The organism is Micromonospora sp. DH14 (assembly GCF_029809455.1).
In the GTDB taxonomy this organism is placed as follows: domain Bacteria; phylum Actinomycetota; class Actinomycetes; order Mycobacteriales; family Micromonosporaceae; genus Micromonospora; species Micromonospora parva.
On sequence record NZ_JARVKT010000037.1, the window covers coordinates 1 to 15,246 of the forward strand.

A 15,246-nucleotide genomic window follows, 5' to 3' on the forward strand; every position below is an offset into this window, starting at 1 on the left:
GGCCCGGCGCGGCCCGGCGCGGCCCGGCCCGGCGCGGCCCGGCGCGGCCCGGCGCGGCCCGGCCCGGCGCGGCCCGGCGCGGCCCGGCCCAACCCATCCGGCTCGGCCGGGCGCGGAGCGGCCCGGCGGCATGATCGACTCGGTTTCATTGAAGTCGCGGTGTCCGAGGGCCATCAATAGCGCGGTATTCAGGAACGCGAGTGGATCTAGGCCGACCGCGCCGCACCCGGCGTCCGGCACGCCACCAACGACTGCCGACGCCCGGCGGGCGACCTCGCGCGAACGCCCCAGGGGTTGGGCGCGCTGATCAGGGTGCGCAGGAGGCGGCGGCGACCCCTTCGAGGTAGCCGCGGGCGCGTTCCGCCTTGGGATAGCGACCGACCAGCGCCCAGAACCGGGCGTTGTGGCTGGGCACGATGAGGTGCGCCAGCTCGTGGAGCAACACGTAGTCGATCACCCACTCGGGCATCTCCTGGACGCGGTGCGAGATGCGGATGCTGCGGTCGGCCGGGGTGCAGGAACCCCACCGGCCGTTCTGGTTGGTGACCCACCGGACGCTGGCCGGGACCGCTTTGGCCGGGTACTCGGCGAGATAGAGGTCGATGAGCCGGTTGGCGCGGGCCAGCAGCTCGGCGTCGGAGCGGGCAAGTCGCCCCTCGCGCGCGGCGAGTCGGGCGAGCATCCGGTCGACCCACTCGCTCTCCTCCGCGCGGGAGAACTGGTCGGGGATGAGGACGACCACTCGCTCACCGTCACGGTACGCGGACACCGTGCGTCGTCGACGCTGGCTGCGCCGCACCTCGACGACAGGCTTACGCGTCCCCGCCATCACTGGCCCGCGCAGCCTCGGCTACGTGTCACGAAGGAAAGCTAATGCCCACTGACCAGGGGTCCGCAAGAGTCAACCGCACGACACGCGCCCAGAAAATGGTGATTGGTCGCCAGGCGTCCCGAAAATTTCTTGACGGATGCGCCATCGCGCCATCTCGTCACCCTTCGTGAACGCCGATGACGCGGGTACGCGGCACGTCCCCACCGTAGGTGATCACGGTCCCGGATGCCCCTGCGGGGGCACTCGCACGGGTGGCTGTCAGGGTTTGGTCGGCGTGTCCCCGCCAAACTGACTTATCCGACCTATTTCGCCATGCACACTCTCGACGTCGACTTGCTCACAGTGTCGATGCACAGCTGACATGGAACTGCCCAGACCTGGGTAGGGTCCGCGAACCAGCGGTCACGAAGGTGGCCGCGGAGTGAGACCCAGCGCCGGCGCCCCGTGTGGCCCGCCGCCGGGCATCCCGCCGGAACGGCATTGACCGGCGGACGAGACGAGGAGGGCACCGTGGCCGACCAGGCCCAGACGACCTACAACGGTTACTGCGTGAAGTGCAAGGAGAAGCGGGACTTCGAGGGGCACGTCGAGGTCTCGAAGACCGGAATGAACATGGCCAAGGGCAAGTGTCCGGTATGCGGAACAACAGTGAACCGCATCCTGGGCAAGGCCAAGGTCTGACCCGAACGGGATGAACGGGGGGGGGGGGGGGGGGGGCCCCCCCCCACCCCCGTTGCCGATCGGCGGCTCGACGCCACCGGCGTTGGCGGCGGCCCTGTCGGGTGACTGACACCACGGCTGGCGGGCTGTGGAAAACCCACCAGATCCTGTGGATAGCGCTGGACAGCGGCCTGGCCGCCTGTGGACAACGATCGACCGAGCGCGAAGACGCGGTCACGATTCGTGACATGAGCCGCACCGCACTACCCCGCCCCACCCTGCTGCCCGGCCTCAACCGGCTCTGGCGGGACCGGCACACCCTCCAGCTCGGCGTCGGCCCCGGTCCGGCCGTCCTGCTGGAGTTGGCCAACCCCCGCGCGGCCCACCTGCTCGACCTGCTCGACGGCACCCGCAGCGAGCGCACCGTGCTGGCCGAGGCGACGACCGCCCAGGTCAGCGCCAGCGACGCGCGTACCCTGCTCGACGCGCTACGGGCCGCCGGCCTGTTGGTGCCCGCGCACAGTTTGCTCCCCCGCGACCTGACCGGCCCGGTCCGGGCCCGACTCGCGGCGGAGGCCGGCGCGCTGGCCCTGACCGCCTCCCGGCTCCCCGGCACCCCGGCTCAGGTCCTGCGTCGGCGGCGGGCGGCCCGCGTCCTGCTCACCGGTGCCGGGGCGCTCGGCGGGCCCCTGACGGTGACGCTGGCCCAGTCCGGGGTGGGCCAGGTGATTCCCCAGCTCACCGGCCCGGTACGCGCAGTCGACCTGATCGGCACGGGCATCCCCGCCACCGACCTGGGTCGCCCGCTGGCACCGGCGGTGCGGGCCGCCGTCGATCGCGTCGCGCCGGGCACCGGCACCCACCCGAGCCGCGCCGGTCGGGTCGACCTGGTGATCCAGCTCGGCATGGACCGGCCGCCCGCGCTGCTCGCCGCCGGTCTCGCCCAGCGGCGGCAGCCGCACCTGCTCGTCACACTCCGCGAGGGCGTACCGGTGATCGGGCCGTTGGTTCGCCCACCCGCCGGGCCCTGCCTGCACTGCGTCGAGCTGCACCGGGCCGACCGCGACCCGGACTGGCCGCGGCTCGCCGCTCAACTCGCTGCCGCCGACCCGGTGGCCGCCGCATCGACCGGCACCCTGCTCGCCGCCTGCGGGTACGCGCTGGCCGAGGCGCTGACGCAGCTGGACGGGGGCCAGCCGGAGACGCTTGGTGGTGCCATGGAGATCGCCGGTGCCGGCCGTTTCCGTCGTCGGGGTTGGCCGCCACACCCGGCGTGCGGGTGCTCGCAGGGTCGAGTGTCCGCACCAGCCCGGCCGCAGAGCAGCAGGGGGGCCCTCCGGTCGGTAACAATGACCGGGTGACCGACATCCCGCGCCGCGCCGTGTCCCGCACCGCCAAGCTCGCCGCCCTGCCGCTCGGCTTCGCCGGCCGGACCGTTCTCGGGATGGGAAAGCGCGTCACCGGGCTCGCCTCCGACGTGATCTCGGCGGAGATCCAACAGCGCACCGCCGAGCAGCTGTTCAGCGTTCTGGGTCAGCTCAAGGGTGGGGCGATGAAGTTCGGCCAGGCGCTGTCGGTCTTCGAGGCGGCGTTGCCGGAGGAGATCGCCGCGCCCTACCGGCAGGCGTTGACGAAGTTGCAGGAGGCCGCGCCGCCGCTACCGGCCGCCAGCGTGCACAAGGTGCTGGCCGAGCAGCTCGGCCCCGACTGGCGGGACCTGTTCGTCGAGTTCAACGACGTCCCGGCCGCCGCGGCGAGCATCGGCCAGGTGCACCGGGCGCGCTGGCGCGAGCCAGGATTCGACGCGGCGGGCGCACCGAACAGCCGCGACGTGGCGGTCAAGATCCAATATCCGGGGGCCGGCGACGCCCTGCTCGCCGACCTCAAGCAGCTCTCCCGACTGGGCGGGATGTTCCGGGCCATCCAGCCCGGCCTGGACGTCAAGCCGCTCCTGGCCGAGCTGCGCGAACGGATCACCGAGGAGTTGGACTACGAGCTGGAGGCCGAGTCGCAGCGCGCCTTCGCGGCCGCGTACGCCGACGACCCGGAGATCTACATCCCGGAGGTGGTCGACGCCTCGCCCCGGGTGCTGGTCACCGAGTGGGTGACGGGCACCCCGCTGGCCGACATCATCCGGGAGGGCACCGAGGAGGATCGGAACGAGGCCGGCCGGTTGATGGCCACCCTGCACCTCTCCGCGCCGCAGCGGGCCGGGCTGCTGCACGCCGACCCGCACCCGGGAAACTTCCGGCTGCTGCCCGACGGTCGGCTCGGCGTGATCGACTTTGGGGCGGTGGCCCGGATGCCGGAGGGCACTCCGGAGCCGATCGGTCGGATCGCCGCGATGGCGCTACGCGGCAACGCCGACGAGGTCGTGGCGGGGCTGCGGTCGGAGGGGTTCATCGGCTCGGCCGACGAGATCGACGCCGAGGGCGTGCTCGACTTCATCCGCCCCATGCTGGAGCCCATCGCGGCGGACGGCTTCCGGTTCACCCGAGCCTGGCTGCGGGCCGAGGCGGGTCGACTGGCCAGCCCCCGCTCCCCCACGTACCAGCTGAGCCGGCAGCTCAACCTGCCACCGTCGTACCTGCTGATCCACCGGGTGACGCTCGGGTCGATCGGGGTGCTCTGCCAGTTGGAGGCGAAGGCCCCCTACCGGAGCATCCTGGAGCGCTGGCTGCCCGGCTTCGCGCCGGTCGCCTGAGCAGGTCGAAGCCCGGTCGCCTGAGCAGGTCGAGGCTCGGTCGCCTGAGAACGTGAGGGGCTGAGAACGTGAGGGGCTGAGAACGTGAGGGGCTGAGAACGTGAGGGGCTGAGAACGTGAGGGGCGGAGAACGTGAGGAAGGGCGGGTGCCGGTCGGCACCCGCCCTTCTGAGTGGAGTGGTACTAGAGAACGCCCAGGTCGCGAGCCGCCTGATTGCGGCCGGTCATGGCGACGGTACGGGCGGATCGGGTTGCCTCAGTGCTCGTGGTGGTACGACCGGCCTGAGGCCGGCGCATTCGAGCCCTGGTCAACGCTTCGTTGAGTAGTTGCATCTCGAAGGCTCCACTCGGAATGTTCAACATCGTTTTCTCACTCACTGCCGGTGCGACACCGGCGTCGTTGGAACGGGTCGGGAACATGTCAGGCTGCCAGCCGGACCGCGCCACGCACCTCGGACAGCCCACTGGCTGCCAGGCGCGCCTCGGCCTCGACCCGAAGCGCGGCGTCACGGGCGACGTCCTCCTTACGCGGACGGCCACGGGGCCGCTTACGCGGGACAACCGCGCCACGCTCGAAGATCTCGCCGCCCCAGACGCCCCAGGGCTCCGCTCGCTCAACGGCTCCGGCCAGGCACTCGACGCGCAGCGGGCAGTCCCCGCAGAGCGACTTGGCCAGCTCGAGCTCGGTGGGCGAGTCGGAGAACCACAGGTCGGGGTCGAACTTCCGGCAGGGCAGGTTCGCCTCCATCTCGACGCTCATGTCGAGGGGGGCCAACGCCAGACTCATCTCCCGGTCACCTCTCTCTCACTTCGATCTCGTGGATCGCATTCCGACGTACTTACGGCGGGCAAAAAACTGAGGCCGCGGATCCCGGTAAGCGGGTTCCGCGGCCTCGAGGTGAGCCGGAGTCTGATGGTCAGACCGGTCTACCTCGAGGTGGAACGCCGCGGACATCCATGCGCTTCTTGACGTCATTGATGCCCATGCCCGTGAAGCCACTGGTCCCCTCGACTCCGACGGGCGCGACGGTCAGGGTCAGCTCGGCCTGAACCTGGTGCACCTGCGGAACCGACGGTCGTGCAGCCGTGAGGGCCACCCGGACAGCCGACAGCGGAGCGCAGACAGACGGCATCGCCGTCAGACGCTCATAGGTGAAGATCTTCACGGTGGCCACCTCCCTCACGTTCCTCGAATCGACTGGACCGCCCCCGTGAGCAGCCGGAATGGCGCCGCTCGCGTGGTGTGTCCTGAGGCTATTCCTCGCGCCGGGGCGAGGGCAAACGAATTTACGACGAGATTTCGAAAGTTTTCTCCGGGCAGACATCGTCCACCCCGGCGCCTGCCACGAGGGCCAGCACCGACTCCCCGTAGAGGCCCAGCTTGCGGGGGCCGATACCGGCGATGGCGATCAGCTCCTCCGACCGGGCCGGTCGCCGCTCGGCCAACGCGACGAGCGTCGCGTCGGTGAAGACCACGTACGCCGGGACCTTCTGCGCACCGGCCACCCGCTGCCGCCACTCGCGCAGCCGTTCGTGCAGCTCATCGTCTATGTCGGACGGGCAGGTGGGGCAGCGGCCGAGCTTTCGGTCCGGGCCGGCGAGCAGGGTGGCGCCGCAGATCCGGCAGGAGACGATCTGGGTACGCCGCCGCTCGGGACGGCGGGCCGGACCGGTGCCGCCGCTGGCCCGTTCGGTGCCGCCGGAGCGGTCCAGTTGGGGCAGGAACCGCGACGGCCGCCGGGCCCGTCCGCCCGGTGACCGCGCGGCCGCGTACGACAGCCAGAGCCACTCGCGTGCGCGGGTGATCCCAACGTAGAGCAGCCGGCGCTCCTCCTCGACCTGCTCGACGGTCTTCGCGTACGTGGTGGGCAGGGTGCCCTCGGCGAGACCGACCAGGAAGACCGCGTCCCACTCCAGGCCCTTCGCCGAGTGCAGGGACGCCAGCGTGACGCCGTCCACTGTCGGTACGTGCTGCTGGGCGGCCCGGCGGGCCAGCTCCTCGGTGAAGTCGGTGAGGGTGACCGGGCGTTCCACCGAGGCGGCCTCGCCGATCGGCACGACCTCGGGCGTCGCCGCGTACTCCTCGGCGAGCTGGACCAGCGCGGACAGCGCCTCCCACCGCTCACGGGCCGCACCGCCGGCCGGTGGGGTGTCCGGGGTCCAGCCGACGGCGGTGAGCGCCTCGACGACGGCTGCCGGCAACGGTGTCTCGCCCTGCGGCGACTCCAGCTCGGCGCGTCTGACGCCGCGCTCCGCCCTGAAGCCGCCGATCGACCGGGTGGCGGCACGCAGCGCGACCATCGCCTGGCGCACCTCGGCCCGTTCGAAGAACCGCTCCGCGCCCTGCACGACGTACGGCACCTCGGCCTCGGTGAGCGCCTTCTCGTACGCCTCGGACTGCGCGTTGACCCGGAACAGCACGGCGATCTCCTTCGCCGGTGTGCCCGCCTCGATCAGGGACCGGCAGCGCGCGGCCACCGCGTTCGCCTCCGCCGGCTCGTCGGTGAAGATCCGCAGATCCGGTTCGGGGCCCGGGGGGCGCTGCCCGCTCAGTTCCAGGCGCAGGCGCGCCTCGGTGCCCCGGGCCTGGGAGATCACCGCGTTGGCCAGCCCGACCACCTGCGGGGTGGAGCGGTAGTCGCGGACCAGCCGGACCACCGTGGCGTGGCGGTGCCGGCGCGGGAAGTCGACCAGGTACGCCGAGGTCGCCCCGGTGAACGAGTAGATCGTCTGGCTGGCGTCCCCGACCACCGTCAGATCGTCCCGGCCGCCGAGCCAGGCGTCCAGCAACCGCTGTTGGAGGGGGTTGACGTCCTGGTACTCGTCGACGACGAAGTGCCGGTACTGGCCACGGACCTGCTCACCGACGTCCGGGTGCTCCTCGATCCCCCACACCGCGGCCCGCAGCATGTCCTCGAAGTCGATCACGCCGTTCGAGCGCTTGAGCTGCTCGTACGCGGTGAACACGTCGGCCACCTTCGCCGGCTCGTGGGGCGTGTCGCGCAGCGCCCGGGCCGCGGCCACCACGTAGTCCGTCGGTTCGACGAGCGACGACTTCGCCCACTCGATCTCGCCGGCCAGGTCGCGGGCGGCGGCCCGGTCGGTACGCAGGCCGACCCGGGCGGCAGCGAGGGTGACCAGTCGCACCTTGCTGTCCAGCAGCTCGGGCATGGCGCGGCCGGCCAGCAGCCGGGGCGCGAAGTACCGCACCTGACGCAGCGCGGCGGCGTGGAACGTCCGCGCCTGGACGCCACCCACCCCGAGCACCGTGAGACGACTCCGCATCTCGGCGGCGGCGCGGGCGGTGAAGGTGACAGCGAGCACGTGCCGGGGGGAGATCTCCCCGGAGAGCGCCCGGTGGGCGATTCGGGAGGTGATCGCGCGGGTCTTGCCGGTGCCGGCGCCGGCAAGGATGCAGACCGGGCCGGCGGGTGCGGTCACCGCGGCGCGTTGCTCCGGGTCCAGCCCGGCGAGCACCTGTTCCGACGCTGAGTGAGCCACCACAACCAGGAATCATCTCAGCTCCTCCCAGCGTTGCAGCGAACAGCCTCGGCTTGATCGGCAAGCCGCGGCCGGAGGAGTTGGAGGATCCGACCATGTTGACGATGTATTCCACCCCCTGGTGCGGCTACTGCCACCGGCTGAAGTCGCAGCTCGACCGGGAGGGCATCGGTTACGAGGTGGTCGACATCGAGCAGGACCCGAAGGCCGCGGAGTTCGTGATGAGTGTCAACGGCGGTAACCAGACGGTGCCGACGCTGCGCTTCGCCGACGGCAGCGCGCTGACGAATCCCTCGATCACCCAGGTCAAGCAGCACCTGGAAACTCTCAACGCCTGATCTGCCGGTTCATTCTCGGCGCACGGCCGCCCCACCCGGGGCGGCCGTTCGTCGTGTCCGGGCACGGTCACGCTGGCGACGGTCGGGTGCCGCAAGTCCGGGTCGGTCGGTGTCCTCAACCGGTCGGCGGGGCGCCGGGAGCGCCGGGCGGGTGGGTGGCGTCGGTGCCGGTGCCCCGGGCGGCGCGCTCAGGTGGCGGCCCCGCCACAGGTAGCTGCCGGCGGCCAGGGTGGCCACCCCGACCAGCGCGAACAGCAGCCGGTAGTCCAGGAACCCGACCAGCAGGGCACCCGCCCCGATGGAGAACGCCTGCGGCCCGCTGACCACCGCCTGGGTGGCCGCGGCGACCCGACCGACCAGCGCGGGCGGGGTGCGGCGCTGGATCAGCGTGTGCAACCCCACCATCGTCAGCGGGAGCGAGACCCCGGCCAGCAGCACCGCCGCGAACCCGAGCCGCAGATCGGGGTACGCGAGCGCCAGCGCGGCCGGCGAGAAGAAGGCGACCCCGGCGGCGAGCGTGCCGACCTCGCCGAGCCGGCGGACCAGCGTCGGTGAGCAGAGTCCGCCGAGCAGACCACCAACGCCCTGCACGGTGACCAGCACACCCACGAACGCGGCATCCCGGTTCAGCCCCTGGTCCACGTAGGCGAAGATGAGCGACTCGCTGAAGCCCATCACCAGTGAGCCGAGCCCGTAGCCGAGCAGGGCCCGCCGCAGGGCCGGCTCGCCGGCCAGGTGCCGCAGGCCGGCGCCCAGCTCGGCCGGCCACCGCAGCCGTACGGCCGGCGGCACCTGTTGCGGGGCGGGCAGCGCGGTCACCACCGCCGCCGCGGTCAGAAATCCGACCATGCCGATTCCGGCCAGCGCCCAGCCGCCGAGCGCCGCGTAGAGGGCCGCGCCCACCAGCGGGCCGACCAGTCGTATCCCCTGGCGTACGGTCTGCAGCACGCCGTTCGCCTCGGCCAGCAGCTCGACCGGCACCAACTCGCGGATGAGCCCGCTGAGCGCCGCGCCGAGCGTGATGGACGAGAGTCCGTAGAGGGCGGCCACCAGGTAGACGACCCAGACGTCACCTGCGTCCTGGACGGTGAACAGCGGGGTGAGCAGGGCGGCGGTCACCACGTTCGCGGCGACGAAGAACGGTCGGCGCGGGTAGCGGTCCACGACCCAGCCGACCAGCGGTGCCAGCGTCATCGGCGCGATGACCGCGAAGATCGTGGCACCGGCCAACCCGTTCGAGCCAGTCAGATCCTTGACCCAGATGGCGAGTGCCAGCAGCAGGATCGACTCGGCGGTCATGCTAGCCAGCAGGCCGCCGAAGAGCAGACGGAAGTCGGGTCGGCGCAGGATCGTGCGCATGGGTCCCTCCGGCGGGATGGCGTGCCCGGGTGGGCGAGGTCGACGGCCGCGACCGCGGGTCCGTCGTCGTCCGGCATTCCCGTGGTCCGATTTTCGCAAGACACGCCCTCGCCGGAACCTCCGACACCGGTCGCGCCGTCCATACTGACCGTGGGGGGCGAATTTCATACAGTTACCGTCGCGTCTGCGGCGGTCGACGGGAAAGAGGACACTGTGCCTCCTGCCGCACCCAGCCCAATCCTGCGTCGTCGCCGGTTGGGCATCGAGCTGCGCCGCCTGCGTGAGGCCGCGGGTCTCACCGGCGATCAGGTCATCGAGCGTATCGGTTGGGCCTCCGCGTCCAAACTGTCCCGCCTGGAGAACGGCCGCAGCCGACCGGACCCGCAGGACGTCGGCGACCTGCTCGACCTCTACGGCGCCGACCAGGCGCTGCACGACGAGCTGCTGGGCATCACCAACGAGGCCGGTGACATGCGCGGCTGGTTGAAGAACTTCCCGGTGATGACGCAGCAGCAGCGCGGCTGGGCCGAGTTGGAGGCGGGCTGCGCGGAGATCTCCGAGTACAACCCGGTGCTGGTGCCGGGTCTGTTGCAAACCCCCGGGTACGCCCAGCTGCGGATCGTGTCGGCCCGCCAGGTGAACGCGGGCGCGGGCGAGCCGGAGCCCGGCGACGAGCCGGAGACCGAGGTGCAGGCGCGGCTGGCCCGCCAGTCGCTGCTCACCCGGGAGCCGCACGCTCCCCGCTACACCGCCGTCCTGGAGGAGGCCGCTCTCGGGCGCCGGGCCGGGCCGCCGGAGGTGCTGCACGAGCAGCTGCTCCAACTCTGCGAGCTGGCCCTGCTGCCGAACGTGACCCTGCACGTGCTGCTCCGGGACACCCAGATCGGCAGTTGGTTCCTTCCGCCGACCGCGTTCTCGGTCTATCGGTTCGCCGATCCCCTCGATCCGGAGACATTGGCCATCGAAGGTGGCTTCACCGACGTCATGTCGACCGAGGCAATCACGCTAAATCGCTATAAAGTGGTGTTCGAGTGGCTATGCACGGCGGCACTTAACGCCTCGGACACCCTCTCCTGGCTGATCGAGGCGGCGGGACGGCTGACCGAGGCGACGCCCCCATCCACAGTGGCGTTCGGGCCGGCAACGGCGCCGACCCAACGCCGCCAGGGTTCGGGGCGACTGACGGACCGGTGATCCACGGGGGACCTCCGTCGGAGCGTGCGGCACCACTCGTCCCATCGGATCGCTGCACATCAGGAGCAGAACCATGAACGACATCCGCAACACGCCGTCCGTCTCCGCCCACTCGTTGGCGGACGCCCCGTGGCGTACCAGCACCCGCAGCCAGACCTCCAACTGCGTGGAGGTCGCCCCGCTCGCCAACGGCCCGTCGGCGGTCGCCCTGCGCGACAGCAAGGACCGCGGCGGCCCGGTGCTGCTGTTCAACCGCGCGGGGTGGCTCGGTTTCATCACCGGCGCCAAGAAGGGCCAGTTCGATCTGAACTGACCCGGTGACCGGGTACGGGGCCGTCGGCGCAACGCCGGCGGCCCCGTCTCGTCGCACCCGCCGACCCGTCGCCCGGTGCCCCGCCAACCCTGCTGAGCAGCCATCGGCTGATCGGACGAGGCTCGAAACCGATAGGCGCGTTTCAGTTGCTGAGACGAACACGCGGCGTAACATGGCCCTCGGATACGTGGAACTTCCACACTGCTCATCCGTCGCGGTTCATCCGGAGACCCACATGCGGTTCCTGATCGTTCGCACCGACATCCGCGCCGTCGCCGACGGGGACATCGCCGCCGCCTGGGCGGACGGCCACCGACTTCGCGACGAGACGACGGCGCCCGAGCCGCGACGGCAGATCGTGCACGCCGAGGACCGGGACGCCGCACTCCTGTTGGCCCGCGCCCTGGCCACGGTCGGCGCGGTCCGCGCCGGCAAGCAGCGGGTCAAGGTCCTCCCGCTGAACGAGCCACGGCCCGCCTTCCGACAGAGACCGGGCCGCCTCGGCACCTGATACACAGGTCGTCCGTCGTGGTCGGACCGGCTCCCCCGCCGCGTTACCCGCACCCACCGACCACGACGGCCCGTGTTCCCGGCCCGTGACCGTCGCGGCAACGGCGGCCACGGGTCGGGACCGCGCTCAACGGTCGGCGTCCACCCAGCCGTCCAGCCAGCGGTGGATGAGGAACAGCGCGATCGACGACGGCGGCGGCAGGATCAGCCGGGCACCGTCGCCCACGTCCACCGTCTGCCCGGCCAACGCCGCCCCGATCTCCCTGCGGGAGAACCACCGGGCGTACGCGATCTCGGACGGGTCCACCCGCACCGGCTCCGTCGGGTTCGCGGTGGCAAGGAAGCCCAGCATCAGCGAGCCGGGGAACGGCCAGGCCTGGCTGCCCACGTACCCGATGCGCTCGACCCCGATGCCCACCTCCTCGCGGACCTCGCGCAACACGGCCGCCTCCGCCGACTCGCCCGGCTCGACGTAGCCGGCCAGGCAGGAGTAGCGGCGACCACCGGGGGTGCCCTGCCAGCCGGCGTTGTTGCCGAGCAGGCAGCGGCCGTCCGGGCCGTCCACCCCGTCGTGGACGAGCACGATCATCGCCGGGTCGGTACGCGGCCAGATCCGCCCGCCATTGCGGTCCACCCGGGACCAACCGGCCTCGTCCATCGCGGTCGGCGCCCCGGTGCTGGTCGAGTAACCGTGCCGGGTGTGCCAGTTGACGAGTGCCAGCGCGGTGGTGAAGATGCCGGCCTCCCGGTCGGCGAGCAGGTGACCCACCTCGCGGAGGTGGACCGCCCGGGTCCCCGGGATCTCCGGCAGCGGCGCGTCGACGGCGAAGACCGGCACCCCGTCCGGCTCGACCCCCAGGAACATCGCCGCCGACTCGGAGCCGGCGGGCACGTCACCCGCCCCGAACAGCACCAACGTCGGCGGCGACGTCTCGGTACGGGCCAGCGTCCGACCGTCGTCGGTCGAGTCGACGAGCAGCACCCGCGCGCGCAACCACGCCTCGGTCAACCACTGCGAGTCGCCCCGCCGGTGCGCCGCCCGATCCAGCGTGGACCGCGCCAACGGCGGCGCCGCCTCCCCGCTCACGCCTGTCGCTCGGTGTGGACAGCGGTCAGCGCGGCCAGCCCCGGGGTGATCCGCTGCGCGTCGCCGAGCACCACGATCGCCGCCCGAGCCGGCGCCAGGTACCGGGCCGCGGCCTGCGCCACGTCCTCGATGCTCGCCTTCGCCAACCTCGCCGCGTACTCGGCGAGGAAGTCCAGGCGCAGACCGTTGCCCGCGTACGCGCTGGTCAACGCGGCCAGCCCGGCCTGGGTGGACATGCCGAGCTGAAGGGTGCCCAGAGCGTACTGCCGGGCCTGCTCCAACTCCTCGGGCTTCGGTGGCAGCGACGCCAACCGGCCCAGCTCGTACGTCGTCTCCAGCAGCGCCGGACCGGTGACCTCGGTGGCCACGTCGGCGGCGGCGACCAGCACCGACCCGGCGACGGAGTGCTCGATCCCCGAGTGCGGGCCGTACGTGTAGCCCTTGTCCTCGCGGATGTTCTCCACCCACCGGGACGAGAAGTAGCCGCCGAAGATCAGGTTGGCCAGTTGCAGCGGGGCGTGGTCCGGGTCGGTGCGCGACACCGCCGGAAGCGCGATCCGCAGGGACGACTGCACCGAGCCCGGCCGGTCGACAAGCAGCAGCGGCCCCGGCTCCAGCGGTGGGGTCGCCGGCAGGTCGGCCGTACGCCCGGCACCCGACCAGCCGCCGAGTGCCCGCTCGGCGGCGTCCAGCGCCTTCTCCGGCTGCACGTCACCGACCACCACCAACTGCGCGCCGGTCGGATGCACCCGCTCCGAGTGCAGGGTGCGCAGGGCCGCCGGTCGGACGGCCCGGATCTGGTCGGGCTCGGGCGTCTGCGTCGCGTACGGGTGCCGGCCGTAGATCCGCTTGAGCAGCGCCTCCCGGGCCAGGTGCGCCGGTTGACTCTGCGCCACCTGGATCCGGTCGACCAGTCGGTCCCGTTCGGTGGCCACCTCGTCGCTGGGGTAGCTGGCGCCGGTCAGCACCTCGGCCAGCAGCTCCAGCATCCGGTCCAGACCGGTGACCAGCCCGGCGCCGGAGAGCATCAGCCGGTCCGGGTCGACGCCCGCGGAGAGCCCGCCGCCCACCTTCTGCAACTCGGCGGCGATCTGCACGCTGGACATCGACCCGGTGCCGGAGAGCATGGTCTGCGAGAGCATCGCGCCGCGGGCCAGGTGCACCCGACCGAACGGCACCCAGAGCCGCAGTTCGACCAGGGGCACGGCGGGCCGGCGTACCGCGATCACGGTGAGCCCGTTGGGCAGCGTCCGCTCGGCCTGCTTGGGCACCTTCAGCTTGCGGGTCGGACCGAGCGGGGGCAGCGTGCGCGGCGCGGCGGCCACAGTCCCGGTCATCGGGCACCTCCGGGGATGACTTCGATGGCGGCGCGACGCTCCGGGCGCAGGGTGGCCGCGGCGGCCCGGACCTGCTCCTCGGTGACCTCGCCGACCAGCCGGGGCAACTCGTTGAGCAGGCCCGGCTCGCCGCGTTGCTGCTCCAGCACGGCCATCCGCAGCGCCCGACCGAGCACCGCGTCGGTGTCCCGCAGCAGGTGGGTCGCCATCCGGGCCTGGGTGCGGGCCAGCTCGCCGTCGGTCAGCCCGTCGGTGGCCAGCCGGTCCAGCTCCTCGTCGATGGTGCGCAGCACCTTGTCCACGTCACCCCCGGGCGGCAGGTGCGCCTGCAACAGCAGCGCGGTGGGGTCGCGGACGTCGAACGGGTCGCCCATGAAACCGAGGTATCCGCCGAGGCTGGTCACCGTGCGGTCGCGCTGCACCAGCCGCTCGACCAGCCGGGACGCGTCGCCGTCGGTGAGCACCTCGGCCAGCACCACGTACGGCAGGTAGCCGGCGAAGTCGGTGACCGGGTCGGGCACCCGCCAGGCGCCGGCCACCGCCGGCAGCGGCGCCAGGGCGTCGGTGTACGAGGTGCGCCGCTCGGCGCTCAGGTCGGGCTCGGTGAAGTCGGGCCGTTGCGGTGCCGGCCGGGCCGGTACGTCGCCGAAGTGCCGGTTGACCAGCTCGGTCGCCTCGGCCACGTCGATGTCACCGCTGACGGCCAGCACGGCGTTGCCGCTGGCGTAGTAGCGGCGGAAGAAGTCAGCTGCGTCGGCGACGGTTGCCGACTCCAGGTCGTCGAAGGAGCCGTAGCCGTCGTGGGCGTTGGGGAAGGTGTCGAACATGACCGGCGGCAGGGTCAACCAGGGGAAACCGCCGTACGGCCGGTTGAGGACGTTGACCCGGATCTCCTCCTTGACCACGTCGACCTGGTTGCGCAGGTTCTCCTCGGTCAGCCGGGGGCCGCGCATCCGGTCCGCCTCCAGGAACAGCGCGCGTTCCAGCGCGTTGCTCGGCAGCGTCTCGAAGTAGTCGGTGTAGTCCAGGTGGGTGGAGCCGTTGAAGGTGCCGCCCGCGCCCTGCACGTGCCGGAAGTGAGCCAGCTTCTCCAGGTTTTCCGAGCCCTGGAACATCAGGTGCTCGAAGAGGTGGGCGAAGCCGGTGCGCCCCTCGGGCTCGGAGCGGATGCCGACGTCGTAGACCACCGCCACCCCGATCACCGGGGCACTGCGATCGGGGGTGAGCACCACCCGCAGGCCGTTGTCGAGGGTGAACCGCTCGACCGGATACTTCGTCGCTGGAATTCTGGATCTCCGCGCCGCCACGGAGTCGACCCTAGCGCGTCGACACGGTCGCCACCCGCGACCTTCCCGGAGCCGCCGGGACGGGGGCGGTCACCAGGGTCAGCACCTCGTTGGCGACCCGTTCG

At 71.9% G+C, this 15,246-nt stretch carries 15 protein-coding genes; 7 read left to right on the top strand and 8 right to left on the bottom strand.

All coding sequences use genetic code 11. The annotated features are described in order from the left end of the window. Nucleotides 1-307 precede the first annotated feature (307 nt). Nucleotides 308-829: a M48 family metallopeptidase gene (locus QCZ28_RS29995; RefSeq protein WP_279519762.1), complete on the bottom strand. Its 522-nt coding sequence runs from the start codon at nucleotides 827-829 to the stop codon at nucleotides 308-310. 513 nt (nucleotides 830-1,342) lie between these two features. Here QCZ28_RS29995 and QCZ28_RS30000 point away from each other — a divergent pair. From QCZ28_RS30000 to QCZ28_RS30010, 3 genes are all read left to right on the top strand, one after another. Beyond that, a complete protein-coding gene (locus tag QCZ28_RS30000) occupies nucleotides 1,343-1,513 on the top strand; it encodes a DUF5679 domain-containing protein (RefSeq protein ID WP_167457767.1) in 171 nt (56 codons plus the stop codon). 227 nt (nucleotides 1,514-1,740) lie between these two features. Next, nucleotides 1,741-2,853 (top strand): TOMM precursor leader peptide-binding protein, encoded by a 1,113-nt coding sequence (locus tag QCZ28_RS30005; protein ID WP_279519763.1) that lies wholly within the window; start codon nucleotides 1,741-1,743, stop codon nucleotides 2,851-2,853. Beyond that, the gene (locus QCZ28_RS30010; RefSeq protein WP_279519764.1) at nucleotides 2,850-4,196 is read left to right on the top strand and encodes an AarF/ABC1/UbiB kinase family protein; all 1,347 of its coding nucleotides are present in this window, start codon (nucleotides 2,850-2,852) and stop codon (nucleotides 4,194-4,196) included. Before QCZ28_RS30005 ends, QCZ28_RS30010 begins: the two co-directional genes overlap by 4 nt. 421 nt (nucleotides 4,197-4,617) lie before the next feature. Here the strand turns inward: QCZ28_RS30010 and QCZ28_RS30015 are convergent, their stop codons facing one another. The 3 genes from QCZ28_RS30015 to QCZ28_RS30025 all read right to left on the bottom strand — a co-directional run bounded on the left by QCZ28_RS30015 (nucleotide 4,618) and on the right by QCZ28_RS30025 (nucleotide 7,700). Then, nucleotides 4,618-4,983: a WhiB family transcriptional regulator gene (locus QCZ28_RS30015; RefSeq protein ID WP_030337583.1), complete on the bottom strand. Its 366-nt coding sequence runs from the start codon at nucleotides 4,981-4,983 to the stop codon at nucleotides 4,618-4,620. Between the two features lie 130 nt (nucleotides 4,984-5,113). Beyond that, entirely contained in the window at nucleotides 5,114-5,362 is a 249-nt protein-coding gene (locus QCZ28_RS30020) for a hypothetical protein (protein WP_279519765.1), read from the bottom strand. 121 nt (nucleotides 5,363-5,483) lie between these two features. Next, nucleotides 5,484-7,700, bottom strand: coding sequence for an ATP-dependent DNA helicase UvrD2 (locus QCZ28_RS30025; protein ID WP_279519766.1), 2,217 nt, complete (start codon nucleotides 7,698-7,700; stop codon nucleotides 5,484-5,486). A gap of 92 nt (nucleotides 7,701-7,792) precedes the next feature. On the opposite strand from QCZ28_RS30025, the gene QCZ28_RS30030 reads away from it, so the two are divergent. Beyond that, nucleotides 7,793-8,035 (top strand): mycoredoxin, encoded by a 243-nt coding sequence (locus tag QCZ28_RS30030; RefSeq protein WP_030337579.1) that lies wholly within the window; start codon nucleotides 7,793-7,795, stop codon nucleotides 8,033-8,035. A gap of 9 nt (nucleotides 8,036-8,044) precedes the next feature. Here QCZ28_RS30030 and QCZ28_RS30035 read toward each other — a convergent pair whose 3' ends face one another. Beyond that, nucleotides 8,045-9,394, bottom strand: a complete 1,350-nt coding sequence (locus tag QCZ28_RS30035; RefSeq protein WP_279519767.1) for an MFS transporter — start codon at nucleotides 9,392-9,394, stop codon at nucleotides 8,045-8,047. A 213-nt stretch (nucleotides 9,395-9,607) separates the two neighbouring features. On the opposite strand from QCZ28_RS30035, the gene QCZ28_RS30040 reads away from it, so the two are divergent. The 3 genes from QCZ28_RS30040 to QCZ28_RS30050 all read left to right on the top strand — a co-directional run bounded on the left by QCZ28_RS30040 (nucleotide 9,608) and on the right by QCZ28_RS30050 (nucleotide 11,412). Continuing rightward, a complete protein-coding gene (locus tag QCZ28_RS30040) occupies nucleotides 9,608-10,588 on the top strand; it encodes a helix-turn-helix transcriptional regulator (protein WP_279519768.1) in 981 nt (326 codons plus the stop codon). A 73-nt stretch (nucleotides 10,589-10,661) separates the two neighbouring features. Further along, complete coding sequence (locus QCZ28_RS30045) at nucleotides 10,662-10,901, top strand: DUF397 domain-containing protein (protein ID WP_279519769.1); 240 nt, start codon at nucleotides 10,662-10,664, stop codon at nucleotides 10,899-10,901. 235 nt (nucleotides 10,902-11,136) lie between these two features. After that, complete coding sequence (locus QCZ28_RS30050) at nucleotides 11,137-11,412, top strand: hypothetical protein (RefSeq protein WP_279519770.1); 276 nt, start codon at nucleotides 11,137-11,139, stop codon at nucleotides 11,410-11,412. A 126-nt stretch (nucleotides 11,413-11,538) separates the two neighbouring features. Here QCZ28_RS30050 and nudC read toward each other — a convergent pair whose 3' ends face one another. Genes nudC through QCZ28_RS30065 form a run of 3 tightly spaced genes read right to left on the bottom strand, consistent with a single transcriptional unit; the run spans nucleotide 11,539 to nucleotide 15,142 of the window. After that, entirely contained in the window at nucleotides 11,539-12,498 is a 960-nt protein-coding gene (gene nudC / locus QCZ28_RS30055) for an NAD(+) diphosphatase (protein ID WP_279519771.1), read from the bottom strand. Then, nucleotides 12,495-13,835 (bottom strand): pitrilysin family protein, encoded by a 1,341-nt coding sequence (locus QCZ28_RS30060; RefSeq protein ID WP_279519772.1) that lies wholly within the window; start codon nucleotides 13,833-13,835, stop codon nucleotides 12,495-12,497. The genes nudC and QCZ28_RS30060 overlap by 4 nt, the downstream gene beginning before the upstream one ends. Then, the gene (locus QCZ28_RS30065) at nucleotides 13,832-15,142 is read right to left on the bottom strand and encodes a pitrilysin family protein (RefSeq protein ID WP_279519773.1); all 1,311 of its coding nucleotides are present in this window, start codon (nucleotides 15,140-15,142) and stop codon (nucleotides 13,832-13,834) included. The genes QCZ28_RS30060 and QCZ28_RS30065 overlap by 4 nt, the downstream gene beginning before the upstream one ends. Nucleotides 15,143-15,246: the final 104 nt, after the last annotated feature.